Origin of the sequence: Pseudomonas sp. zfem005 (assembly GCF_032621735.1) — a bacterium.
GTDB classification, from domain to species: Bacteria; Pseudomonadota; Gammaproteobacteria; order Pseudomonadales; family Pseudomonadaceae; genus Metapseudomonas; species Metapseudomonas solani.
In genome coordinates this window covers 47,044-69,880 of the sequence record NZ_JAVYJE010000001.1, presented here as the reverse complement: position 1 = coordinate 69,880, position 22,837 = coordinate 47,044, and the positions used below count along the sequence as shown (strand labels likewise).

Sequence of the window (22,837 nt, the reverse complement as noted above, 5' to 3'; positions counted from 1 at the left end):
GTTCATTATGTCGGCGACTCAAAACTACGGCACTGGCCGTCGTAAGACTGCAACCGCACGCGTTTTCCTGCGTCCGGGTACTGGCAAGATTTCCATCAACAACCGCAGCCTGGATCAGTTCTTTGGCCGTGAGACCGCTCGCATGGTCGTGCGTCAGCCGCTGGAGCTGACCGAGACCGTCGAGAAGTTCGACATCTACGTCACCGTTCTCGGTGGTGGTGTCAGCGGTCAGGCTGGTGCGATCCGTCACGGTATCACCCGTGCCCTGATCAACTACGACGAAGCCCTGCGCAGCCCGCTGCGTAAAGCCGGCTACGTGACTCGCGATGCCCGCGAAGTCGAGCGTAAGAAGGTCGGTCTGCGTAAAGCGCGTAAGCGTCCGCAGTACTCCAAGCGTTAATACAACGCTTCGAAAAACGCCCAGGCCCTTGTGGATCTGGGCGTTTTTTTATGCCCGCGAAAATGCCCTGCGACAGCTTGTCGCATGCGCGTAACCCTTATCTCTCAAGGCTTTCAGCCGTTTTGTATCTGGCTATTACCTTGTCAGGAGAGGGGGTTTTCTTTACCATTTGGCGAATTTTTTGCGCGGCTCGATTTTTACTTAGTAGAGGCCTGAACAACAGGCCACAAAAGCTGATGGGAGACGACTGAATGAGCAATGACGGCGTGAATGCAGGCCGGCGTCGCTTCCTCGTAGCAGCCACATCCGTGGTGGGTGCTGCAGGAGCGGTGGGCGCTGCGATCCCGTTTGTGGGGTCATGGCAGCCCAGTGCGAAGGCCAAGGCCGCAGGGGCACCGGTGAAGGTGAATATCAGCAAGGTCGAAGCGGGTCAGCAGATGATTGCTGAGTGGCGCGGCCAGCCGGTGTTCATCGTTCGCCGTACCGAGGAGATTCTCGGCAACCTGGGCAGGATCGATGAGCGCATGGCTGATCCCAAGTCCGAAGCGTCCGTGCAGCCGACCTACGTCGATCCGCACAACCGCGCGATCAAGCCGGAAATCCTGGTGCTGGTCGGTCTCTGCACCCACCTCGGCTGCTCGCCCTCCTTCCGTCCGGAAGTCGCGCCGGCCGACCTGGGCGCCGAGTGGGTGGGCGGTTACTTCTGCCCCTGCCACGGTTCTCGCTATGACCTCGCCGGCCGCGTCTACAAGGCGCAGCCTGCTCCCTTGAACCTGCCGGTGCCGCCCCACTCCTACGAGTCGGATGATGTCATCGTCATCGGTGTGGACCAGGAGAAGGCCTAATGAGCAAATTCATGGAATGGATCGATGCGCGCTTCCCCGCGACCAAGATGTGGGAAGACCATCTGAGCAAGTACTACGCTCCGAAGAACTTCAACTTCTTCTATTTCTTCGGCTCCCTGGCCCTGCTGGTCCTGGTGAACCAGATCCTCACCGGTATCTGGCTGACCATGAGCTTCACCCCGTCCGCTGAAGAGGCCTTCGCGTCCGTCGAGTACATCATGCGCGACGTCGAGTACGGGGCGATCATTCGCTACCTGCACTCCACCGGCGCCTCGGCGTTCTTCATCGTGGTCTACATGCACATGTTCCGCGGTCTGCTCTACGGCTCCTACCAGAAGCCGCGCGAGCTGGTGTGGATCTTCGGCATGCTGATCTACCTCGCCCTGATGGCCGAGGCCTTCATGGGCTACCTGCTGCCCTGGGGCCAGATGTCCTACTGGGGTGCCCAGGTGATCATCTCGCTGTTCGGCGCCATTCCGGTGATCGGCGGCGACCTGACCCAGTGGATCCGTGGTGACTACCTGATCTCCGGCATCACCCTGAACCGCTTCTTCGCGCTGCATGTGATTGCGCTGCCGATCGTGATCCTCGGTCTGGTCGTGCTGCACATCCTGGCCCTGCACGAAGTGGGTTCGAACAACCCCGACGGCGTGGACATCAAGAAGCTGAAGGATGAGAACGGCATTCCGCTCGACGGCATCGCCTTCCACCCCTACTACAGCGTGAAAGACATCGTCGGTGTAGTGGTCTTCCTCTTCGTGTTCTGCTTCGTGGTGTTCTTCTTCCCGGAGATGGGCGGTTACTTCCTCGAGAAGCCGAACTTCGAACAGGCCAACCCGTTCAAGACGCCTGAGCACATCGCACCGGTGTGGTACTTCACCCCGTTCTACGCGATTCTCCGTGCGGTTCCGGACAAGCTGATGGGCGTTATCGCCATGGGCGCCGCCATCGCCGTGCTCTTCGTCTTGCCGTGGCTGGATCGCAGCCCCGTCAAATCGATGCGCTACAAAGGCTGGCTGAGCAAGGTCTGGCTGCTGATCTTCTGCGTGTCCTTCGTCATCCTCGGCGTGCTGGGTGTTCTCGCGCCGACCCCGGGCCGTACGCTGCTGTCGCAGGTGTGCACCATCCTGTACTTCGCGTACTTCATCCTGATGCCCTTCTACACCAGGATGGAAAAAACCAAACCGGTTCCGGAAAGGGTGACAGGCTGATGAAAAAGCTATTTGCTGCATTTGTTATCGCTGCGCTGCCGGCCTTGACCTTCGCCGCCGGTGGCCATGATGTAGAGCTGGATCATGTCGATATCGACCTGACCGACAAGGCTGCACTGCAAGACGGCGCTCGTACTTTCGCCAACTACTGCATGGGCTGCCACAGTGCCAAGTTCCAGCGCTATGAGCGCGTGGCCAAGGACCTGGGCATTCCCGAAGAGCTGATGATGGAAAACCTGGTGTTCACCGGGGCCAAGATCGGTGATCACATGCAGATCGGCATGAAGCCGAGCGATGCCAAGACCTGGTTCGGCGCTGCGCCGCCGGACCTGACCCTGGTCGCCCGTGTTCGTGGTACCGACTGGCTGTACAGCTACCTGCGCAACTTCTACGAAGATCCGGCGCGTCCCTGGGGCGTGAACAACAAGATCTTCCCGAACGTAGGCATGCCTAACGTACTGGTCGGCCTGCAAGGTCGTCAGGTCGTGGGTTGCAAGCAGGTCCAGGCTGTCGAAGGCGGCAAGAAGCAGTATGACCCGCTGACTGGGGCTCCCATCACCCACGAAGCGTGTGATCAGCTGACCATCGTGCCGAAGTCCGGCAAGCTGAGCGAAGCCGAGTTCGATGTGAAGGTTCAGAACCTGGTGACCTTCCTGGCTTACTCTGCGGACCCGAACAAGCTGCACATGCAGCGTATCGGTACCTACGTTCTGCTGTATCTGGCCTTCTTCTTCGTATTCGCCTACCTGCTGAAGCGCGAATACTGGAAAGACGTGCACTGATACCCGGCTTCACCGTTGTATACTCGCGCGCCCTTAATGGGCGCGCGCGTTTTTCTACTACTGCATAACTTCAAGCGAGGAGGGCGCCATGGCCGTGACCAACAGGTTGGCCTGTTACTCCGACCCCGCAGACCACTATTCCCATCGTGTACGCATCGTGCTCGCCGAGAAGGGTGTCGCTGCGGACATAATCGATGTCGAGCCGGGCCGTTGCCCGCCCAAGCTCGCCGAGGTCAATCCATACGGCAGCGTGCCGACCCTGGTCGATCGTGACCTCGCGCTCTACGAGCCGACAGTGGTGATGGAGTACCTCGAAGAGCGATACCCCCACCCGCCGCTGATGCCGGTCTACCCGGTGGCACGGGGCAATACCCGGCTGCTGATGCACCGCGTGCAGCGTGATTGGTGCAGCCTGGTGGATCAGATTCTCGATCCCCGGGTGAAGGAGGCCGTCAAGGCCGTCGCCCGCAAGGAGCTGCGCGAGAGTCTCACCGGTGTATCGCCGCTGTTCGCCGACAAACCCTTTTTCCTCAGCGAAGACCTCAGTCTTGTAGACTGCTGCCTGTTGCCGATTCTTTGGCGCCTGCCGGTCCTTGGAATCGAACTGCCTCGTCCTGCCAAGCCATTGCTGGATTACATGGAGCGCCTCTTCGTTCGCGATGGCTTCCAGGGCAGCTTGTCGGCAGTCGAGCGCGATATGCGCTGATAAGGAGCCTTTGATGAACTCCAGTCGTCCCTATCTGGTCCGTGCGCTCTATGAGTGGATCGTCGACAACAACTGCACGCCGCATCTGCTGGTGAATGCCGAGTTCGCCGGCGTCCAGGTGCCGGCCGGCTACGCCAACGATGGCCAGATCGTGCTCAACGTCTCCCCCAGTGCGGTGCGTCATCTGCACATGGACAATGACGCGGTGAGTTTCGAGGGGCGCTTTGGTGGCGTTGCCCACAACCTCTATATTCCGGCTGCGGCGATCATGGCCATCTATGCCCGGGAGAATGGCCAGGGCATGGTCTTCGACCTGGAGCCGCCGGTGGTGGATGAGGAAGGCCAGGGCCCCGAGGATGACGGCCCGTCCGGTGGTGATCCGTCGAGCGGCTCTCCACGGCCCAGTGGGCGTCCCAGCCTCAAGGTTGTGAAGTAATAAAAAAGGCGATCCGGTTGGATCGCCTTTTTTTGTGCGCGCTGTTCGGTCAGTTGGTGTATTCGAACAGCTTCACGATGCGTTGTACGCCGGAGACACCCTGCACGACGCTGGTGGCTTTCGCGGCTTCCTGGCGGGTCACCAGGCCAAGCAGATAGACGATGCCATTCTCGGTCACGACCTTGATCTGCGAGCTGGGGATCTGGCTGTCGGCCAGCAACTGCGTGGTGATCTTGGTGGTGATGGTGCTGTCGTTCATGCGAGCCAGAGTGGAGGAGTTCTGGCCGACGTGCAGTTCGTTGTGCACTTTCTTGACGCCCTGCGCGCTGCGCGCGGCCTGTTCGGCCTGGGACTTGAGGTTGTCATTGGGGGTCTGGCCGGCCAGCAGCACGACGCCGTTGTAGCTGGTGACCACGATGTGCGAGTTGGTTTTGAGATCGGGATTCGCAGCGTCGATCTTGGCCCGCACCTTGGACGGCGTGGACTGGTCGTCGATGGTCTTGCCGATGGTGCGGCCGCCACAGCCACCCAGAACCAGGGTGATGGCGAGACAGGCGAGGATCAGGGGGGAACGCGTCATTCTTCACTCCCAAACAATTGACGATCGATCAGGTCACAGAGGCAATGGATGGCTAGCAGGTGGACTTCCTGGATGCGCGCCGTGGACTTGGCGGGCACGCGTATCTCGACATCTTCCGGCAGCAGCAGCGACGCCATGCCGCCACCGTCGCGTCCGGTCAGAGCTACGACAATCATTTCGCGATCATGTGCGGCCTGGATGGCCTGAATGATGTTCGCCGAGTTACCGCTGGTGGAGATCGCCAGGAGGATGTCGCCCGGCTGGCCCAGGGCGCGGATCTGCTTGGAGAAGATCTCGTTGTAGCTGTAGTCGTTGGCGATGGAGGTGATGGTCGAGCTGTCGGTGGTCAATGCCAGTGCGGGCAGGCTCGGGCGCTCGCGCTCGAAACGGTTGAGCAGCTCGGAGGAGAAGTGCTGGGCGTCGCCGGCGGAGCCGCCGTTGCCGCATGCCAGGATCTTGCCCTCGTTGAGCAGTGCGTTGACCATCACCATGCTCGCGTGCTCGATGTGCGGGGCGAGCATTTCCATGGCCAGCAGCTTGGTGTCGATGCTGGCCTGGAAGAGCTGGCGGATTCGGGGTTGCATGTCCATCGGGTTGACCTTAAGTGGGAGCGACTGCTCAGGTATCAAAGGCGTTTTGCAGCCATGTCAGTCGCGGGGGTGAGTCGCCATCCATCGAGTTGATGGCGACCACGTCAAATCGGCACGCGTATCTTGCCCAGCGGGACTCCTTGAGGAGGAAGTGCTGCGCCGTGGTGATCAGCTTTGCGCGCTTGCGCGCATCGACGCTTTCCAGCGCTCCGCCCCAGGCGGCATGCCGCCGGTAGCGCACTTCGACGAATACTACTGTATCGCCGTCCAGCATGACCAGATCGAGCTCGCCACGAGGGCATCGCCAGTTGCTGGCCAGGAGCCGCAGGCCGTGCTTTTCGAGGTGGGAGCGAGCAAGGGCTTCCGCCGCTTGCCCGCTGGATTGTCGCTGGTTCAAGAATCGCTGTCGGGGAGTCGCAGGACCTGACCGTCACGGAATTCGGCCCAGGGCAGCTGGCGCTCGACACGCTGTGCGGGGTTGAGGCTGAGGCTGCCGGAGAGGCCATCAACGCGGCTTTCCGGAAGCGCCTTGAGCTGGTTCAGGCGAGGAGCCAGTCGATAGGCGTCCACGCCCATTGCGTAAAGGCGGCCCAGGCTGCCACCTGCTTGCGGCCACTGGCGATCGACCTCCTGGCGCAGCGGGTCGTTGCTGTTCAGCAGCCAGGGGGTTTCGCAGAAACGGATGCCGTTCAGGTCCAGGTACTGCGCCTGGTTGTTGCTGCCGGTAAACAGGTGGGAGGTCGCATACACCGGCACATCACCCGCGTACTGGAAGGCCAGGGTCGGCTTGATCTGCTGGGCCTGCTGCGGGGTGGCGGCGAGGAAGATGAAGTCGACATCCTGGCGGCGGGAGGGTTGGGCTGCAACCTGAGTGCCCAGCGTGCCCTGCAGGCGCTTGGCGCGCGATTCGCTCTGGCGCAGCTGGAACAGGTCGGCGATCTGCTGGGCGAGCTCGACCGGTTGGTCGACGTGTTCAGCGGCGATCAGGCTGCCACCGGACTGCTCCCAGCTCTGGCGGAAGGCATTGAGTACGCGATCACCCCATTCGCCGCGAGGCACCAGTGCCACGGCGCGGCGCATGCCGTCACCCCAGGCGCGGCGAGCGACTTCGCGGGCTTCATCTTCGGCGGCGAGACCGAACTGGAACAATTGGGCGGGGCCTTCCTGGCCGGCGTCGCTGTAGTTCAGGGCCAGGGTGGTGATGGGCAGCTGTTCGCGGTCGCTCATCTGCTTGACCAGGGGCTTCTCCAGCGGGCCAACCACCAGTTGCACGCCGTCGGCCTGGGCCTGGCGATAGAAGTCGTCCAGGGAGCTGAGGTGCGAGCTGTCATACAGCTGGATGGCCGGAGGGTTCTGGCCAGCCTGCTGGGCCTGGTAGTGGGCGGCGAGGAAACCGTCGCGCAGGGCGCGGGCCACGGAGGCGAGAGGGCCTTCCTGGGGCAGTAGCAGAGCGATCTTGGTCAGGGGTTGATTGGCCAGCTCCTTCAGTTTCGCCAGCGGGGCGGGCAGCGTTTCGGCGGCCGGGTGCTGGGGGTGCTGGGTGCGCCAGGACTCGATGGCGGCCTGCTGCTGTTCCAGGGTGCCGGCGCCTTTGGTCACACGGGCCAGTTCCATCCAGCCCGCGAGGTCGGCGTCGCCGCCCGCCTGGAGCTGGTCAGCCGGCAGGTTGGAGACCAGCGTCCAGATGGCTTCATGGTTGGTCTTCTCGGCTTCGCCATTGAGCAGCGGGGCGATGAATACACGTTCACGGGCTGCAGCAAGGTTCTGGCCGTCGGCTTCCAGGGCACGGGCGCGAACCAGCTGGGTGCGGGTCTGCTGTTCGACCGGCAGCTCACCCAGGCGCTCGAGGCTGGGGTGGCTCAGGGCCTTGAGTGCGCTTTTCGGCTGGTTGCGTGCCATGGCCAGTTCGGCGGCAAGCGTGCTGGCGAATACCTGCTGGGCGGGCTTGAGGCCGTCGAGCTGGACCTGCTCGAGAATGCGTGCCGAGCGGCCGATATCCTGCTGCTTGTATGCCAGGTCGGCAGCGGAGAGGCGCAGCGAGGCCGCTTGCTCGGGCTTGCTGTCGTTCGCTTGCTGAAGCATCTGCTCGATGCTGGCCTGAGGCGTGCGGGGCAGTTCGCCGAGGTTGGAGGTGGGCGAACTGCCGCAGGCGGCCAGCAGGCCGGCGAGGCAGAGTGCGGAAAGCGGGCGCAGGCAAGCGATCATTTAACGATCCCGGTACTCGATCAAAGAAGCGGGGGATTGTACCCAAGGCCCGCCCGGGGTGCGATGTTGGAGGTCAGAAACGGGCTACAATGCGCGCCTTTAAGTCAATTCCGAGGTGTCTTGTGACCGTTTCCCCAGGCTCTGCTGTCACCTTGGGCAAGCTCTATGTGGTGGCCACGCCGATCGGCAACCTCGACGACATCAGTGCCCGTGCCCTGCGGGTGCTGCGCGATGTGGCGCTTATCGCTGCCGAAGACACCCGTCATTCCGTTCGTCTGCTGCAGCATTTCGGTATCAATACGCCTTTGGCGGCTTGCCACGATCACAACGAGCGAGAAGAGGGTGGTCGTTTCCTGGCGCGCCTGCAGGCTGGCGAAGATGTTGCGTTGATTTCCGATGCGGGTACCCCGCTGATTTCCGATCCTGGCTATCACCTGGTGCGTCAGGTGCGGGCCGCCGGTATCACGGTTGTCCCGGTGCCTGGTCCCAGTGCGCTCATTGCTGCGCTTTCGGCGGCGGGGCTGCCATCCGATCGCTTCATCTTCGAAGGCTTTCTGCCTGCCAAGGCGGTGGGGCGTCGCTCCCGTCTGGAGCGGGTGAAGGAAGAGCCGCGTACCTTGATCTTCTACGAGGCGCCCCATCGTCTGCTCGAGTGCCTGGAGGATATGGTCACGGTCTTCGGTGAGGATCGCCCGGCGGTTTTGGCGAGGGAGCTGACCAAGACCTTCGAAACGCTCAAGGGCTCCCCGCTCTCGGCGTTGCGTGACTGGGTGGCTGCCGATTCCAACCAGCAGCGCGGTGAATGTGTGCTGCTGGTGGCCGGTTGGCAGGAGCCGGAGGGCGAGGATGCGATCAGTGGCGAGGCGCTGCGTGTGCTCGATCTGTTGCTGGGCGAACTCCCCTTGAAGCGAGCTGCGGCGCTGGCTGCGGAGATCACCGGGGTGCGCAAGAACCTGCTTTACCAGGCCGCCCTGGAGCGCCAAGGCGATTCTTGAGCTTGTTCTTATGCTGGCCTGCCGCTACCCTTGGCGGCGGAGAGTCGATCGGACAGTCGCTGTCTCATTTCGTTCGCGATTTTGAGAGGGAGGAAAGTCCGGGCTCCATAGGGCAGAGTGCCAGGTAACGCCTGGGAGGCGAAAGCCTACGGAAAGTGCCACAGAAAATAACCGCCTAAGCGCGCAAGCGCTGGTAAGGGTGAAAAGGTGCGGTAAGAGCGCACCGCACGACTGGCAACAGTTCGTGGCTAGGTAAACCCCACTCGGAGCAAGACCAAATAGGAATCCTTGGCGCGGCCCGCGTCGGATTCGGGTAGGTTGCTAAAGGCTGTCAGTGATGGCAGCCGTAGATGAATGACTGTCCACGACAGAACCCGGCTTACAGATCGACTCTCCACTTTTTCCCACTTCCGCTTCATTCCCCTTCTTTGCCCCACGTCCGAAATACCGAATTTGCACCACGTCTGAAATGCCGAAAAAATCTTACTCTTGAGAAATTACTTTAAGTTCGCGCTCCAGCGTTCTGGTGTGCTTCATTTTTGTGCTTGAAATCCTCTGCAATATCTCTTCTGCCCCCTCCCAAAAGCTCGCTAAATCTCCGTCCTGTAAGGAATTTTCCGTCTTTGCCCGCCTTGACGGTGGGGCGCGCGCATTTCTATAGTGTGCGGAAGTGGTGCAAAGTGGGATGAAGTGGGATCAATTGGTACGGGAAGCCTAGAAAAGGGGAAACGCAGCCGTGTTTCGCGGAGCAAATGCCATCAGTCTCGACGCCAAAGGGCGCATCGCGATGCCGAGCCGGTATCGGGATGAGCTTTTTTCGCGTTGTGATGGGCAGTTGATCGTCACGATCGACGCCGTGGACCGCTGCTTGACTCTTTATCCGCTGCCCGAGTGGGAGCTCATCGAAGCCAAGCTTCGCGAGCTGCCGTCCCTGCGTGAAGAAACCCGTCGGCTGCAACGCCTCCTGATCGGTAACGCCGTCGACCTCGAGTTGGACGGCAACGGTCGTTTCCTGGTCCCGCCGCGCTTGCGCGAGTACGCGGGCCTGGACAAGAAGGCAATGCTGGTCGGCCAGTTGAACAAGTTCCAGATCTGGGACGAAGACGCCTGGAACGCGATTTCCGACGCGGACCTCATGGCAATCAAACAACCCGGCGGCCTGCCGGACGAACTGCGTGACCTTATCCTGTGAGTACCGAAAGCAGCTTCCGCCATATCACCGTCCTGCTCGACGAGGCCGTAGAGAGTCTCGCCGTGCGTGCGGACGGCTGTTACCTGGACGGCACCTTCGGTCGCGGAGGGCACAGCCGGCTCATCCTCCAGCATCTTGGCGAGGAGGGGCGGCTACTCGGTTTCGATAAAGACCCCCAAGCCATAGCTACAGGGCAAGCGCTGGCGGCCGAAGACGGCCGCTTTGTCATTGTGCAACGCAGTTTTGCCGAGATGGCTGGCGAGCTTGCCGAGCGCAATCTGTCGGGCAAGGTGGACGGCGTGCTGCTCGACCTCGGGGTGTCCTCCCCGCAGCTGGATGATGCCGAGCGCGGTTTCAGCTTCCTCAACGACGGCCCCCTCGACATGCGCATGGACCCCACGCGCGGTGTCAGTGCGGCGCAGTGGATCGCCACCGCGCCCGAGGACGAGATCGCCCGTGTACTCAAGGAGTACGGCGAAGAGCGTTTTGCCAAGCGCATGGCGCGTGCCGTCGTACAGCGTCGCGTCGAGAAGCCCTTCGAGCGCACCTCTGATCTGGCTGCGGTCCTGACCGCCGCCAACCCCGCCTGGGAGAAGGGCAAGAACCCGGCTACCCGTGCTTTCCAGGGTATCCGCATCCATGTGAACAACGAACTGGGCGATCTGGAGCGCGGCCTTGACGCTGCCCTGGAGAACCTCGCCATTGGCGGGCGCCTGGTGGTGATCAGCTTCCATTCCCTGGAAGACCGCATCGTCAAACTGTTCATGCGCAAGCATGCCAAGGGCGAAGCGGACAAGCTGCCGCGCAACCTGCCGATCCGTCCGCCGGCCTTCGAGCCGCGCTTGAAGCTGCTGGGCAAGCCGCAATTCGCCTCTGACGAAGAGCTCAAGGCCAACCCGCGCTCGCGCAGCGCGGTCATGCGTGTGGCGGAGAAGCTCAGATGAGCCGCCTCTATGCCAAGCCTCTGCCCGGCGGCAGCTTCCTGATGCTGCTGCTGTTCATCGCGGTGCTGGTTTCCGCGATTGGCGTGTCTTACAGCGCGCATTGGAACAGGCAGCTGCTGAACAAGCTTTATACCGAGCTCAGCGTGCGCGACAAGGCGCAGGCCGAGTGGGGGCGCCTGGTGCTCGAGCAGAGCACCTGGACGGCGCACAACCGCATCGAATCGCTGGCCAGCGAGCAGTTAAAGATGCGCATCCCCGAGCCTGCGGAAATCCGCATGGTGGCGCCATGATCAAACTCGAGGGGGCGCTCTATCCCTGGCGCTTCCGGGTCGTCCTGGCATTGCTCGCATTGATGGTGGCGGCCATTTCCTGGCGCATCGTCGACCTGCATGTCATCGACCGCGACTTCCTCAAGGGGCAGGGTGACGCGCGCAGCGTGCGGCACATCCCGATCCCTGCGCACCGTGGCCTGATCACCGATCGCAATGGCGAGCCCCTGGCCGTCAGCACCCCGGTCACCACCCTCTGGACCAACCCCAAGGACCTGATGCCCGTACGCGACCAGTGGCCGGTGATCGCCGCGACCCTGGGGCAGGACCCGAAGATCTTCGCCGAGCGCATCGATCAGAACGCCAATCGTGAATTCCTTTACCTCGCTCGCGGCCTGACTCCGGAGCAGGGGCAAGCCATCCTCGCCCGCAAGCTGCCGGGTGTGTACGCCATCGAAGAGTTCCGCCGCTTCTACCCGGCCGGCGAAGTGACTGCCCATGTGGTTGGCTTCACCGACGTGGATGACCGTGGCCGTGAGGGCGTCGAGCTGTCCTTCGACCAGTGGCTGGCGGGTGTGCCCGGCAAGCGCCAGGTGCTCAAGGACCGTCGTGGCCGGCTGATCAAGGACGTGCAGGTCAGCAAGAACGCCAAGCCGGGCAAGACCCTGGCCCTGTCCATCGACCTGCGCCTGCAGTACCTCGCCCACCGCGAGCTGCGTAACGCCCTGGTGGAAAACGGCGCCAAGGCCGGCAGCCTGGTGATCGTCGACGTCAAGACCGGTGAAGTGCTGGCGATGGCCAACCAGCCCACCTATAACCCGAACAACCGCCGCAACCTGCAGCCGGCTGCCATGCGCAACCGCGCCATGATCGACGTGTTCGAGCCCGGCTCCACCGTGAAGCCGTTCTCCATGTCCGCAGCATTGCAGAGCGGTCGCTGGAAACCGGAAGACAAGGTCGAGGTCTACCCCGGCTCGTTGCAGATCGGTCGCTACACCATCAAGGACGTTTCCAAGACCGAGGGCCCGATCCTCGATCTGACGGGCATCCTGATCAACTCCAGCAACGTCGGCATGAGCAAGATCGCCTTCGACATCGGTGGCGAGACCATCTACGAGACCATGCGCCAGCTTGGCCTCGGGCAGGACACAGGCCTCGGCTTCCCCGGCGAGCGCGTCGGCAACCTGCCCAACCACCGCGAGTGGCGCAAGGCCGAGACCGCGACCCTGTCCTATGGCTATGGCCTGTCGGTCACGGCGATCCAGATGGTCCATGCCTACGCCACCCTGGCCAATCATGGGCAGGCGGTTCCGCTGTCCATGACCCGGGTCGATACCGTCCCGGTCGGCGCCCAGGTCATTCCCGACGAGGTCGCCAAGACCATGCAGGGCATGCTCCAGCAAGTGGTCGAGGCGCCGCGCGGCGTATTCCGGGCCCAGGTGCCCGGCTACCACGTTTCAGGCAAGAGCGGCACGGCGCGCAAGGCTACGGTCGGCGCCAAGGGCTATACCCAGAACGCCTATCGCTCGCTGTTCGCGGGCTTCGCTCCGTCCACCAACCCGCGTCTGGCGATGGTGGTGGTGATCGACGAGCCCAGCAAGGCCGGCTACTTCGGTGGCCTGGTCTCCGCACCCGTATTCGGCAGGGTCATGGCGGGCGCATTGCGTCTGATGAACATCGCCCCGGACAACCTGCCCACCGAGGAACAACAGACCGCAGCAGCGGCTACCGGCAAAGGAGGGCGTATCTGATGCCCATGCCACTGAATCAATTGTTGCCCCAGGCCGAAAGCGCCACCCTCATCCGTGAACTGACCCTGGACAGCCGCAAGGTGCGTCCGGGCGATCTGTTCCTGGCGGTACCGGGTATTCAGCAAGACGGCCGTGCCCACATCGCCGACGCCATCGCGCGTGGTGCCACTGCTGTCGCCTATGAGTCTGAAGGGACGGCAGCCATCGACGCCAGCGGCGCCGAGCTGGTTGCCATCAAAGGCCTGGCCGGCCAGCTCTCGGCCATTGCCGGGCGCTTCTATGGCGAGCCCAGCCGTGGTCTGAACCTGGTCGGTGTTACCGGTACCAACGGTAAGACCAGCGTCAGCCAGCTGATCGCCCAGGCCCTCGACCTGCTCGGCGAGCGCTGCGGCATCGTCGGCACCCTGGGTACCGGCTTCCATGGCGAACTGGAAAGCGGCCGCCACACCACACCCGATCCCCTGGCGGTGCAGGCGACCCTGGCCAACCTCAAGCAGGCCGGTGCCCGCGCGGTGGCAATGGAAGTGTCGTCCCATGGGCTGGAGCAGGGCCGTGTCGCCGCGCTCGCCTTCGATATCGCCGTGTTCACCAACCTGTCCCGTGACCATCTCGACTACCACGGCTCGATGGAAGCCTATGGCGCCGCCAAGGCCCGGTTGTTCGACTGGCCGCAACTGCGCTGCCGGGTGATCAACCTCGACGATGCGTTCGGCCGCGAACTGGCGTCGCACGAGCATGAGTCGCGTCTCATCGGCTACAGCCAGGAAGATGCGTCGGCCTTCATCTATTGCCGTGAAGCCCACTTCGATGATGATGGTGTGCGTGCCAGCCTTGTGACGCCCCAGGGCGAAGGCTTGCTGCGCAGTCCGTTGCTGGGCCGCTTCAACCTGAGCAACCTGCTGGCGGTTGTCGGTGCCCTGTTGGGCATGGGCTACCCGCTGGATGAAATCCTCCGTGCGCTGCCTGGCCTGCAAGGGCCCGTCGGCCGCATGCAGCGCCTGGGTGGCGGCGACAAGCCGCTGGTTGTGGTGGATTACGCACACACGCCCGATGCGTTGGAAAAAGTCCTCGAAGCCTTGCGCCCCCACGTCCGTGGTCGCCTGCTGTGCCTGTTCGGCTGCGGTGGTGATCGCGATCGCGGCAAGCGCCCGCTGATGGCCGGCCTGGCCGAGCGCCTGGCTGACCATGTGCTGGTCACCGACGACAACCCGCGTAGCGAAGACCCTGCGCAGATCTTCGACGATATCCGCCCTGGTTTCGCTGACGCCGCCAAGGCGGAGTTCGTGCACGGACGCGGTGCCGCCATTGCCCGTTTGATCGCCAATGCGGGGCGCGACGACGTCGTGCTGCTGGCGGGCAAAGGCCATGAGGACTACCAGGAAATCAACGGCGAACGCCTGCCGTTCTCCGATCTGCAGGAAGCCGAGGCCGCCCTGGGCGCCTGGGGGGCGAGCCATGCTTGAGCCCATGCGCCTCTCCGCTCTGCAGACGCCTTTGCACGCCCGGCTGATCGGTGCTGATGCTGCATTCTCGGCAGTGACCACCGACAGCCGGCGCGTCGAGCCCGGCCAGCTGTTCATCGCGCTGGTCGGTCCGAATTTCGATGGGCACGACTACCTGGCGGACGTGGCCAGCAAGGGCGCTGTCGCGGCGCTCGTTCAGCGAGAGATTCCGGGCGCGCCCCTGCCGCAACTGCTGGTCGGCGATACCCGAGTGGCGCTCGGCCAGCTCGGCGCGCTCAATCGTGACGCGTTTACCGGCAAGGTAGCGGCGGTGACCGGTTCCAGTGGCAAGACCACGGTCAAGGAGATGCTCGCCAGCATCCTGCGTACCCAGGGTCCGGTCCTGGCGACCCGTGGCAACCTGAACAACGACCTGGGCGCCCCGCTCACCCTGCTCGAACTGGCGCCGGAACACCGCAGTGCCGTGATCGAGCTGGGTGCCTCGCGAGTCGGCGAAATCGCCTACACCGTCGGCCTGACCCGGCCCCAGGTGGCCATCATCAACAATGCCGGTACCGCCCATGTCGGCGAGTTCGGTGGGCCGGAGAAGATCGTCCTGGCCAAGGGCGAGATCCTCGAAGGCCTGGCTGCCGATGGCGTTGCCGTGCTCAACCGCGATGACAAGGCCTTCGAAACCTGGCGCCAGCGCAATGGCGCTCGCCAGGTGCTGAGCTTTGGCCTCAAGGCTGAGGATGCCGACCTGCGTGCCGAATCCATCGTCCGCGATGCCCGTGGCTGCATGGCCTTCACGCTCAAGGGTGTGGCTGGGGAAGCGAACATCCAGCTCAACCTGCTGGGCCTGCACAACGTCGCCAATGCCCTGGCCGCTGCTGCCGCTGCCCATGCCCTGGGCGTACCGCTGGTCGGTATCCGCGAGGGGCTGCAGAACCTGCAACCGGTCAAGGGCCGCACCGTAGCGCAGTTGGCGCCCAGCGGTATGCGCGTGATCGATGACAGCTACAACGCCAACCCGGCTTCGATGATCGCGGCCGTTGATATACTCGCCGGTTTTCCTGGGCGTACCGTTCTGGTGCTCGGGGACATGGGCGAGCTGGGGGAATGGGCCGAACAGGGTCATCGCGACGTGGGTCTCCACGCGCGGGGCAAGGTCAGCGCGCTCTATGCAGTCGGTCCTCAGATGGCGCACGCCGTCGCCGCGTTCGGCGACGATGGGCGCCATTTCGCTGATCAGTCCAGCCTTATCCAGGCCCTGGTCGACGAGCAGGACGCCAACACAACAATTCTGATCAAAGGTTCTCGCAGCGCGGCGATGGAGAAGATCGTCGCGGCCATCTGCGGAACGGGGGAGGCTCACTAATCATGCTGCTGCTGCTCGCTGAGTACCTGCAACAGTTCTACAAGGGGTTCGGGGTGTTCCAGTACCTGACCCTGCGCGGGATTCTCGGCGTCCTCACGGCGCTGTCGCTGTCGCTGTGCCTCGGACCCTGGATGATCCGCACCCTGCAGGTGCGCCAGATCGGCCAGTCCGTGCGCAACGACGGGCCGCAATCGCACCTCTCCAAGTCCGGTACGCCGACCATGGGTGGCGCGCTGATTCTTACCGCCATCGGCATCAGCACGCTGCTCTGGGCCGACTTGTCCAACCGCTACGTCTGGGTGGTCCTCGGTGTGACCCTGCTGTTCGGCGCCATCGGCTGGGTGGACGACTACCGCAAGGTGATCGAGAAGAACTCCCGTGGCCTGCCGAGCCGCTGGAAGTACTTCTGGCAATCGGTGTTCGGTATCGGCGCGGCGGTCTTCCTTTATATGACCGCCACCAGCCCGGTGGAGACCACCCTGATCCTGCCGCTGATCAAGGATGTGGGCATCCCGCTGGGCGCGGGCTTCATCGTGCTGACCTACTTCGTGATCGTCGGCTCGAGCAACGCGGTGAACCTGACCGACGGCCTGGACGGCCTGGCGATCATGCCGACCGTGATGGTCGGCGGCGCGCTGGGGATCTTCTGCTACCTGTCGGGCAACATCAAGTTCGCCGAATACCTGTTCATCCCCTACGTGCCGGGTGCGGGCGAGCTGATCGTGTTCTGCGCCGCCCTGGTCGGTGCCGGCCTCGGCTTCCTCTGGTTCAACACCTATCCGGCCCAGGTCTTCATGGGTGACGTCGGCGCCCTGGCGCTGGGCGCCGCCCTGGGCACCATCGCCGTGATCGTGCGCCAGGAAGTGGTGCTGTTCATCATGGGCGGCGTGTTCGTCATGGAGACCCTGTCCGTGATGATCCAGGTCGCCTCGTTCAAGCTGACCGGCCGTCGTGTATTCCGCATGGCCCCTATCCACCACCACTTCGAACTGAAAGGCTGGCCCGAGCCCCGCGTGATCGTGCGCTTCTGGATCATTACCGTGATCCTCGTGCTGATCGGCCTCGCCACCCTGAAGCTGCGTTGAGGAGACCATGAGCCTGATCGCTTCCGACCAGTTCCGCATTGTTGTCGGCCTCGGCAAGAGCGGCATGTCCCTGGTGCGCTTCCTGGCGCGCCAGGGCGTGCGCTTCGCCGTGGCCGACACGCGCGAGAACCCGCCCGAGCTGGCCACCCTGCGTGCCCAGTACCCGGGCGTGGAAGTGCGTTGCGGCGAACTGGACGTGGACTTCCTCAGCCGCGCCAGCGAGCTTTACGTGAGCCCCGGCCTGGCCCTGGCCACCCCGGCGCTGCAGGAAGCGGCCAAGCGCGGTGTCAAGCTGTCTGGCGATATCGAGCTGTTCGCCCGCTACGCCAAGGCGCCTATCGTTGCCATCAGCGGTTCCAACGCCAAGAGCACCGTCACCACCCTGGTGGGCGAGATGGCGTTGGCGGCCGGGCGCAAGGTCGCCGTCGGCGGCAACCTGGGCACTCCGGCGCTGGACCTGCTGGCCGACGACATCGACCTGTATGTTATGGAGCTGTCCAGCTTCCAGCTGGAAACCACCGATCGGCTCAATGCCGAGGTGGCCACGGTGCTCAACGTCAGCGAAGACCACATGGATCGCTACGCCGACATGCAGGCCTATCACCTGGCCAAGCACCGCATCTTCCGCGGCGCTCGGCAGGTGGTGGTCAATCGTGGTGACGCGTTGTCCCGTCCGCTGGTGGCCGACCAACTGCCGTGCTGGACCTTCGGCCTCAACAAACCCGACTTCAAGGGCTTCGGCCTGGTCGAGGAGGGCGGCGAGAAATACCTGGCCTTCCAGTTCGACAAGCTGCTACCCGTGCGCGAGCTGAAGATCCGTGGCGCCCACAACCAGGCCAATGCTCTCGCTGCCCTGGCCCTCGGCCATGCCGTAGGGCTGCCCATGGAGCCGATGCTGGACACCCTGAAGACCTTCACCGGCCTGGCCCATCGCTGCCAGTGGGTGCGCGAGCGCAACGGCGTGGCCTATTACGACGACTCCAAGGCCACCAACGTCGGCGCCGCCCTGGCGGCGATCGAGGGCTTGGGTGCCGATATCGACGGCAAGCTGGTGCTGATCGCCGGTGGTGATGGCAAGGGCGCCGACTTCTCCAGCATGCGCGAGCCCGTTGCGCGTTTCTGCCGCGCCGTGGTCCTGCTGGGGCGCGATGCCGAGCAGATCGCTGCCGTCCTGGGGGATGCGTTGCCGCTGGTGCGGGTGCGCACCCTGGATGAGGCCGTGAGCCGCAGTGCCGAGCTCGCCCAGGAAGGGGACGCCGTGCTGCTGTCGCCCGCCTGTGCAAGCCTCGACATGTTCAAGAACTTCGAAGAGCGTGGGCGTCTGTTCGCCCAGGCTGCGGAGGGCCTCGTCTGATGCTGGCCCGCCTGTTCGCCCTGCAGTCGCCACTGCGCAGTCGCCGTGGCATCGACCTGGACTTCTCGTTGCTCGCGGGTTGCCTGGCGCTGCTCGGCCTGGGCCTGGTGATGATCACCTCGGCGTCGTCCGAGGTGGCGGCTGCGCTGTCCGGCAACCCGCTCTACCATTCCATTCGCCATCTGATCTACCTGGCCATCGGCGGGGTCGCCTGCATCATTACCCTGCAGGTGCCCATGAGCTTCTGGCAGCGCCATGGCGCGCGCCTGATGCTGCTCGCCTTCGTGCTGCTGATCCTGGTGCTGCTGCCGGGCATCGGCCGCGAGGTCAACGGCGCCAAGCGCTGGATCGGCTTCGGCCTGTTCAACCTGCAGCCGTCCGAGCTGGCCAAGCTGTTCACCGTGATGTTCATCGCCGGCTACCTGGTGCGTCGCCAGGATGAAGTGCGCGAGAAGCTCACCGGCTTCATCAAGCCCATGCTGGTGCTCGGCCCCATTGCCGTGCTGCTGCTGGCGGAGCCGGACTTCGGCGCCACCGTGGTGCTGGTGGGCTCCTGCATCGCCATGCTGTTCCTCGGCGGCATCAACCTGGTGCGCTTCGTACCGCTGGTCGGTGCGGTACTGGGGGCCGGGATATTGGTGATGACCAGCCAGAGCTACCGGATGCAGCGTCTGACCAACTTCATCGACCCCTGGGCCGACCAGTACGGCGCCGGCTACCAGTTGAGCCAGGCGCTGATCGCCTTCGGCCGTGGCGAATGGTTCGGCGTCGGCCTGGGCAACAGCATCCAGAAGCAGTTCTACCTGCCCGAGGCGCATACCGACTTCGTCTTCGCCGTGCTGGCGGAGGAGCTGGGCATGGTCGGCGCACTGGCGACGGTCGGCCTGTTCGTGTTCGTCAGCGTGCGCGCGCTGCACATCGGCCTGTGCGCCGAGCGCGCCCGCCAGTATTTCTCGGCCTATGTGGCCTATGGCCTGGCCTTCCAGTGGATCGGCCAGGTGCTGATCAACATCGGCGTGAACGTCGGCCTGCTGCCGACCAAGGGCCTGACCCTGCCGTTCCTGAGCTACGGCGGCAGCTCCCTGGTGATCTGCTGCGTCTGCCTCGCGCTGCTGCTGCGGATCGAATGGGAGAGCCGGACCCATTTGGGCAATGAAGACATCGAGTTCGTCGAGAGCGACTTCCTCGAAGAAGAGGTGCGCCCATGAGTGGCAACGTATTGATCATGGCGGGCGGCACCGGTGGGCATGTGTTCCCCGCCCTGGCCTGCGCCCGTGAGTTCCAGTCCCGTGGCTACAGCGTGCACTGGCTGGGCACCCCGCGCGGCATCGAGAACGACCTAGTGCCCCAGGCCGGCCTGCCGCTGCACCTGATCCAGGTCACCGGCCTGCGTGGCAAGGGGGTGAAATCCCTGCTCAAGGCGCCCTTCGCCCTGGTGCGCTCGCTGTTCCAGGCGCGCCGTGTGGTAAGCGAGCTGAAGCCCGTTTGCGTACTGGGCATGGGCGGCTACGTGACCGGCCCCGGCGGCCTGGCCGCGCGCCTGGCCGGCGTACCGCTGGTGATCCACGAGCAGAACGCCGTCGCCGGCACCGCCAACCGCAGCCTGGCGCCCTTCGCCAGTCGCGTGTGCGAAGCCTTCCCAGATACCTTCGGGACCAGCGACAAGCGCCGTACCACCGGCAACCCGGTGCGCGAAGAGCTGTTCCTGGAAACCCCGCGCGACGCACTGGCCGGCCGCACGCCGCGCCTGCTGGTGCTGGGCGGCAGCCTGGGTGCCGAGCCGTTGAACAAATTGCTGCCGGCAGCCGTTGCCTTGCTGCCCGCCGAGTTGCGGCCGCAGGTGTTCCACCAGGCCGGCAAGAATCACGATGGGGTCACCGCGGAGCGTTATCGCGAAGCCGGTGTCGAAGCCGAGGTCGCCCCCTTCATCAAGGATATGGCGCGGGCCTATGCCTGGGCCGATCTGGTCATCTGCCGCTCCGGCGCGCTGACCGTCAGCGAGCTCGCCGCCGCCGGGTTGCCGTCCTTCCTGGTGCCGCTGCCCCATGCGATCGACGATCACCAGTCGCGCAATGCCGATTACCTGGCGAAGGAGGGCGCGGCCTTCCTTCTCCCGCAACATGCCACCGACGCGGCCACACTCGCCGCGCGGTTGACCGAGGTACTGATGCAACCCGAACGACTCAAGGCCATGGGCGCTATCGCCCGCAGTCTGGCCAAGCCCGATGCCACCCGCAGCGTGGTCGATATCTGCCTGGAGGTGGCCCATGGTTGAGAACCAGAAAGCCATGCCGCAACCGGAAATGCGCCGTATCCGCCGCATCCACTTCGTCGGCATCGGCGGCGTGGGCATGTGCGGGATCGCCGAGGTGTTGCTAAACCTCGGTTACAGCGTCTCCGGCTCCGACCTCAAGGCGTCGGCCGTGACCGCGCGCCTGGAGAGCTTCGGCGCGCAGATTTTCATCGGCCACCGCGCCGAGAATGCCGAGAATGCCGATGTGCTGGTGGTTTCCAGTGCGGTGAACAAGGCCAACCCGGAAGTCGCCGTCGCCCTGGAGCGCCGCATTCCCGTGGTACCGCGCGCCGAGATGCTGGCCGAGCTGATGCGCTACCGCCACGGCATCGCCGTTGCCGGTACCCACGGCAAGACCACCACCACCAGCCTGATCGCCTCGGTATTCGCCGCCGGCGGCCTGGACCCGACCTTCGTCATCGGCGGGCGCCTGAATGCCGCCGGCACCAACGCGCAGCTCGGTACCAGCCGCTACCTGGTGGCCGAAGCCGACGAAAGCGATGCCAGCTTCCTGCACCTGCAGCCGATGGTCGCCGTGGTCACCAACATCGACGCCGACCACATGAGCACCTATGGCGGCGACTTCAACAAGCTGAAGAAGACCTTCGTCGAGTTCCTCCACAACCTGCCGTTCTATGGCCTGGCAGTGCTCTGCGTGGACGACCCGGTGGTGCGCGAGATCCTCCCGCAGGTGGCGCGCCCGACCGTGACCTATGGCTTCGCTGAGGACGCCGACCTGCGCGCCATCAACGTGCGCCAGCAGGGCATGCAGACCTTCTTCACCGTGCTGCGCAAGGACCGTGCGCCGCTGGATGTCTCGGTAAACATGCCGGGCAACCACAACGTATTGAACGCGCTGGCGACCATCGCCATCGCCACCGATGAAGGCATCGACGACGAGGCCATCGTCCGTGGCCTGTCGGGCTTCCAGGGCGTGGGCCGGCGCTTCCAGGTCTACGGCGAGCTGCAGGTCGAAGGCGGCAGCGTGATGCTGGTCGACGACTATGGCCACCACCCGCGCGAAGTCGCGGCGGTGATCAAGGCCGTACGGGGTGGCTGGCCGGAGCGCCGCCTGGTGATGGTCTACCAGCCGCACCGCTACAGCCGCACCCGTGACCTGTACGACGACTTCGTGCAGGTGCTTGGCGAATCCAACGTGCTGCTGCTGATGGAGGTCTACCCGGCGGGCGAAGAGCCCATCCCCGGTGCGGACAGCCGCCAGCTGTGCCACAGCATCCGCCAGCGCGGCCAGCTGGACCCGATCTACATCGAGCGCGGCGTCGACCTGGCGCCGCTGGTCAAGCCGCTGCTGCGCGCTGGCGACATCCTGCTTTGCCAGGGCGCCGGCGATATTGGTGGCCTGGCCCCGCAACTGATCCAGAACCCGATGTTCGGTGGCGCCGGTGATGCCGCCGCGAGGAAAGAGTCATGAGTGCGAACCTGAAGTCCACGCTCGATCCCAAGGCGTTCGGTCGTGTCGCCGTGCTCTACGGCGGTCGCAGTGCCGAGCGTGAAGTGTCGCTGAAGTCCGGCAGCATGGTTCTGGAAGCGCTCCAGGGCGCAGGCGTCGACGCCTTCGGTATCGACGTTGGCGATGACCTGCTGCAGCGCCTGGCCGCCGAGAAGATCGACCGCGCCTTCATCGTCCTCCACGGCCGTGGCGGCGAAGACGGCAGCATGCAGGGCCTGCTGGAGTGCCTGGGCATCCCCTACACCGGCAGCGGTGTGCTGGCGTCCGCCCTGGCGATGGACAAGCTGCGGACAAAGCAGGTGTGGCAGAGCCTCGGCCTGTCCACGCCGCGTCACGCGGTGCTGGCCAGCGAGGCGGATTGCCGCGCAGCGGCCGAGTCCCTGGGCTTCCCGCTGATCGTCAAGCCGGCCCACGAAGGGTCGAGCATCGGCATGGCCAAGGTGGCGGATGTCGAAGCGCTGGTGGAGGCCTGGAAAGGCGCCAGCCGTTACGACTCCCAGGTGCTGGTGGAGCAGTGGATCCACGGCCCGGAGTACACCATCGCCATGCTGCGCGGGCAGGTGCTGCCGCCCATTCGCCTGGGTACGCCGCACACCTTCTACGACTACGACGCCAAGTACCTGGCCAGCGATACCCAGTACCAGATTCCCTGTGGGCTGGATGCGACCAAGGAGCAGGAGCTCAAGGACCTGACCGCACGCGCTTGCGAGGCGGTGGGCACCCAGGGCTGGGCGCGTGCCGACGTGATGCAGGACGCCGACGGCCGCTTCTGGCTGTTGGAAGTGAATACCGTTCCAGGCATGACCGACCACAGCCTGGTCCCGATGGCCGCTCGCGCTGCGGGCCTGGATTACCAGCAACTGGTGCTGGCGATCCTGGCCGACAGCGTCGAGGCACGAGGTTAAGCA

23 protein-coding genes and 1 other RNA gene are annotated in these 22,837 nt (G+C 64.2%); 20 read left to right on the top strand and 4 right to left on the bottom strand.

Annotated elements, in window-relative coordinates:
• The first annotated feature begins 7 nt into the window (after positions 1 to 7).
• From rpsI to RTW82_RS00290, 6 genes are all read left to right on the top strand, one after another.
• On the top strand, positions 8 to 400 hold the full coding sequence (rpsI, locus tag RTW82_RS00315; protein WP_021217865.1) for a 30S ribosomal protein S9: 393 nt from the start codon (positions 8 to 10) through the stop codon (positions 398 to 400).
• Positions 401 to 651: 251 nt separating this feature from the next.
• Positions 652 to 1,245 carry a ubiquinol-cytochrome c reductase iron-sulfur subunit gene (gene petA / locus RTW82_RS00310; RefSeq protein WP_316923944.1) on the top strand — a complete coding sequence of 198 codons (594 nt, stop codon included), beginning with the start codon at positions 652 to 654 and terminating at the stop codon, positions 1,243 to 1,245.
• Positions 1,245 to 2,456 carry a cytochrome b gene (locus RTW82_RS00305; RefSeq protein WP_021217867.1) on the top strand — a complete coding sequence of 404 codons (1,212 nt, stop codon included), beginning with the start codon at positions 1,245 to 1,247 and terminating at the stop codon, positions 2,454 to 2,456. The genes petA and RTW82_RS00305 overlap by 1 nt, the downstream gene beginning before the upstream one ends.
• The gene (locus RTW82_RS00300; RefSeq protein WP_316923943.1) at positions 2,456 to 3,238 is read left to right on the top strand and encodes a cytochrome c1; all 783 of its coding nucleotides are present in this window, start codon (positions 2,456 to 2,458) and stop codon (positions 3,236 to 3,238) included. Before RTW82_RS00305 ends, RTW82_RS00300 begins: the two co-directional genes overlap by 1 nt.
• Before the next feature lie 88 nt (positions 3,239 to 3,326).
• A complete protein-coding gene (locus RTW82_RS00295; protein ID WP_316923942.1) occupies positions 3,327 to 3,944 on the top strand; it encodes a glutathione S-transferase N-terminal domain-containing protein in 618 nt (205 codons plus the stop codon).
• 13 nt (positions 3,945 to 3,957) lie between these two features.
• Positions 3,958 to 4,380: a ClpXP protease specificity-enhancing factor gene (locus RTW82_RS00290; protein WP_316923941.1), complete on the top strand. Its 423-nt coding sequence runs from the start codon at positions 3,958 to 3,960 to the stop codon at positions 4,378 to 4,380.
• A 49-nt stretch (positions 4,381 to 4,429) separates the two neighbouring features.
• Here the strand turns inward: RTW82_RS00290 and RTW82_RS00285 are convergent, their stop codons facing one another.
• The 4 genes from RTW82_RS00285 to RTW82_RS00270 are packed head-to-tail and all read right to left on the bottom strand — an operon-like array spanning position 4,430 to position 7,755.
• Entirely contained in the window at positions 4,430 to 4,960 is a 531-nt protein-coding gene (locus tag RTW82_RS00285; protein WP_184488702.1) for a BON domain-containing protein, read from the bottom strand.
• Positions 4,957 to 5,550, bottom strand: a complete 594-nt coding sequence (locus tag RTW82_RS00280; protein ID WP_021217872.1) for a phosphoheptose isomerase — start codon at positions 5,548 to 5,550, stop codon at positions 4,957 to 4,959. The genes RTW82_RS00285 and RTW82_RS00280 overlap by 4 nt, the downstream gene beginning before the upstream one ends.
• A 28-nt stretch (positions 5,551 to 5,578) precedes the next feature.
• Complete coding sequence (locus tag RTW82_RS00275; RefSeq protein WP_316923940.1) at positions 5,579 to 5,947, bottom strand: YraN family protein; 369 nt, start codon at positions 5,945 to 5,947, stop codon at positions 5,579 to 5,581.
• Positions 5,944 to 7,755, bottom strand: a complete 1,812-nt coding sequence (locus RTW82_RS00270) for a penicillin-binding protein activator (protein ID WP_316923939.1) — start codon at positions 7,753 to 7,755, stop codon at positions 5,944 to 5,946. The genes RTW82_RS00275 and RTW82_RS00270 overlap by 4 nt, the downstream gene beginning before the upstream one ends.
• 89 nt (positions 7,756 to 7,844) lie before the next feature.
• Here RTW82_RS00270 and rsmI point away from each other — a divergent pair, with 89 nt between their 5' ends.
• From rsmI to RTW82_RS00200, 14 genes are all read left to right on the top strand, one after another.
• Positions 7,845 to 8,750, top strand: a complete 906-nt coding sequence (rsmI, locus tag RTW82_RS00265; protein WP_316923938.1) for a 16S rRNA (cytidine(1402)-2'-O)-methyltransferase — start codon at positions 7,845 to 7,847, stop codon at positions 8,748 to 8,750.
• 40 nt (positions 8,751 to 8,790) lie between these two features.
• Positions 8,791 to 9,148: RNase P RNA component class A (rnpB, locus tag RTW82_RS00260), an RNA gene on the top strand.
• Positions 9,149 to 9,486: 338 nt separating this feature from the next.
• The gene (gene mraZ / locus RTW82_RS00255; RefSeq protein WP_031287485.1) at positions 9,487 to 9,942 is read left to right on the top strand and encodes a division/cell wall cluster transcriptional repressor MraZ; all 456 of its coding nucleotides are present in this window, start codon (positions 9,487 to 9,489) and stop codon (positions 9,940 to 9,942) included.
• Positions 9,939 to 10,886, top strand: a complete 948-nt coding sequence (gene rsmH / locus RTW82_RS00250; RefSeq protein ID WP_316923937.1) for a 16S rRNA (cytosine(1402)-N(4))-methyltransferase RsmH — start codon at positions 9,939 to 9,941, stop codon at positions 10,884 to 10,886. Before mraZ ends, rsmH begins: the two co-directional genes overlap by 4 nt.
• Positions 10,883 to 11,176, top strand: coding sequence for a cell division protein FtsL (gene ftsL, locus RTW82_RS00245; RefSeq protein WP_021218780.1), 294 nt, complete (start codon positions 10,883 to 10,885; stop codon positions 11,174 to 11,176). The genes rsmH and ftsL overlap by 4 nt, the downstream gene beginning before the upstream one ends.
• Positions 11,173 to 12,906 carry a peptidoglycan D,D-transpeptidase FtsI family protein gene (locus RTW82_RS00240; RefSeq protein WP_021218779.1) on the top strand — a complete coding sequence of 578 codons (1,734 nt, stop codon included), beginning with the start codon at positions 11,173 to 11,175 and terminating at the stop codon, positions 12,904 to 12,906. The genes ftsL and RTW82_RS00240 overlap by 4 nt, the downstream gene beginning before the upstream one ends.
• On the top strand, positions 12,906 to 14,369 hold the full coding sequence (locus tag RTW82_RS00235; protein WP_316923936.1) for a UDP-N-acetylmuramoyl-L-alanyl-D-glutamate--2,6-diaminopimelate ligase: 1,464 nt from the start codon (positions 12,906 to 12,908) through the stop codon (positions 14,367 to 14,369). Before RTW82_RS00240 ends, RTW82_RS00235 begins: the two co-directional genes overlap by 1 nt.
• Positions 14,362 to 15,726 (top strand): UDP-N-acetylmuramoyl-tripeptide--D-alanyl-D-alanine ligase, encoded by a 1,365-nt coding sequence (locus tag RTW82_RS00230; protein ID WP_316923935.1) that lies wholly within the window; start codon positions 14,362 to 14,364, stop codon positions 15,724 to 15,726. The genes RTW82_RS00235 and RTW82_RS00230 overlap by 8 nt, the downstream gene beginning before the upstream one ends.
• 2 nt (positions 15,727 to 15,728) lie before the next feature.
• Positions 15,729 to 16,811, top strand: a complete 1,083-nt coding sequence (gene mraY, locus RTW82_RS00225) for a phospho-N-acetylmuramoyl-pentapeptide-transferase (RefSeq protein WP_021218776.1) — start codon at positions 15,729 to 15,731, stop codon at positions 16,809 to 16,811.
• 7 nt (positions 16,812 to 16,818) lie between these two features.
• On the top strand, positions 16,819 to 18,165 hold the full coding sequence (gene murD / locus RTW82_RS00220; RefSeq protein WP_316923934.1) for a UDP-N-acetylmuramoyl-L-alanine--D-glutamate ligase: 1,347 nt from the start codon (positions 16,819 to 16,821) through the stop codon (positions 18,163 to 18,165).
• The gene (ftsW, locus tag RTW82_RS00215; protein WP_316923933.1) at positions 18,165 to 19,373 is read left to right on the top strand and encodes a putative lipid II flippase FtsW; all 1,209 of its coding nucleotides are present in this window, start codon (positions 18,165 to 18,167) and stop codon (positions 19,371 to 19,373) included. Before murD ends, ftsW begins: the two co-directional genes overlap by 1 nt.
• The gene (gene murG, locus RTW82_RS00210; protein WP_043241417.1) at positions 19,370 to 20,440 is read left to right on the top strand and encodes an undecaprenyldiphospho-muramoylpentapeptide beta-N-acetylglucosaminyltransferase; all 1,071 of its coding nucleotides are present in this window, start codon (positions 19,370 to 19,372) and stop codon (positions 20,438 to 20,440) included. The genes ftsW and murG overlap by 4 nt, the downstream gene beginning before the upstream one ends.
• Positions 20,433 to 21,890, top strand: coding sequence for a UDP-N-acetylmuramate--L-alanine ligase (gene murC / locus RTW82_RS00205; protein WP_316923932.1), 1,458 nt, complete (start codon positions 20,433 to 20,435; stop codon positions 21,888 to 21,890). Before murG ends, murC begins: the two co-directional genes overlap by 8 nt.
• Positions 21,887 to 22,834, top strand: coding sequence for a D-alanine--D-alanine ligase (locus RTW82_RS00200; RefSeq protein WP_184488712.1), 948 nt, complete (start codon positions 21,887 to 21,889; stop codon positions 22,832 to 22,834). The genes murC and RTW82_RS00200 overlap by 4 nt, the downstream gene beginning before the upstream one ends.
• The last annotated feature ends 3 nt before the right edge of the window (positions 22,835 to 22,837 follow it).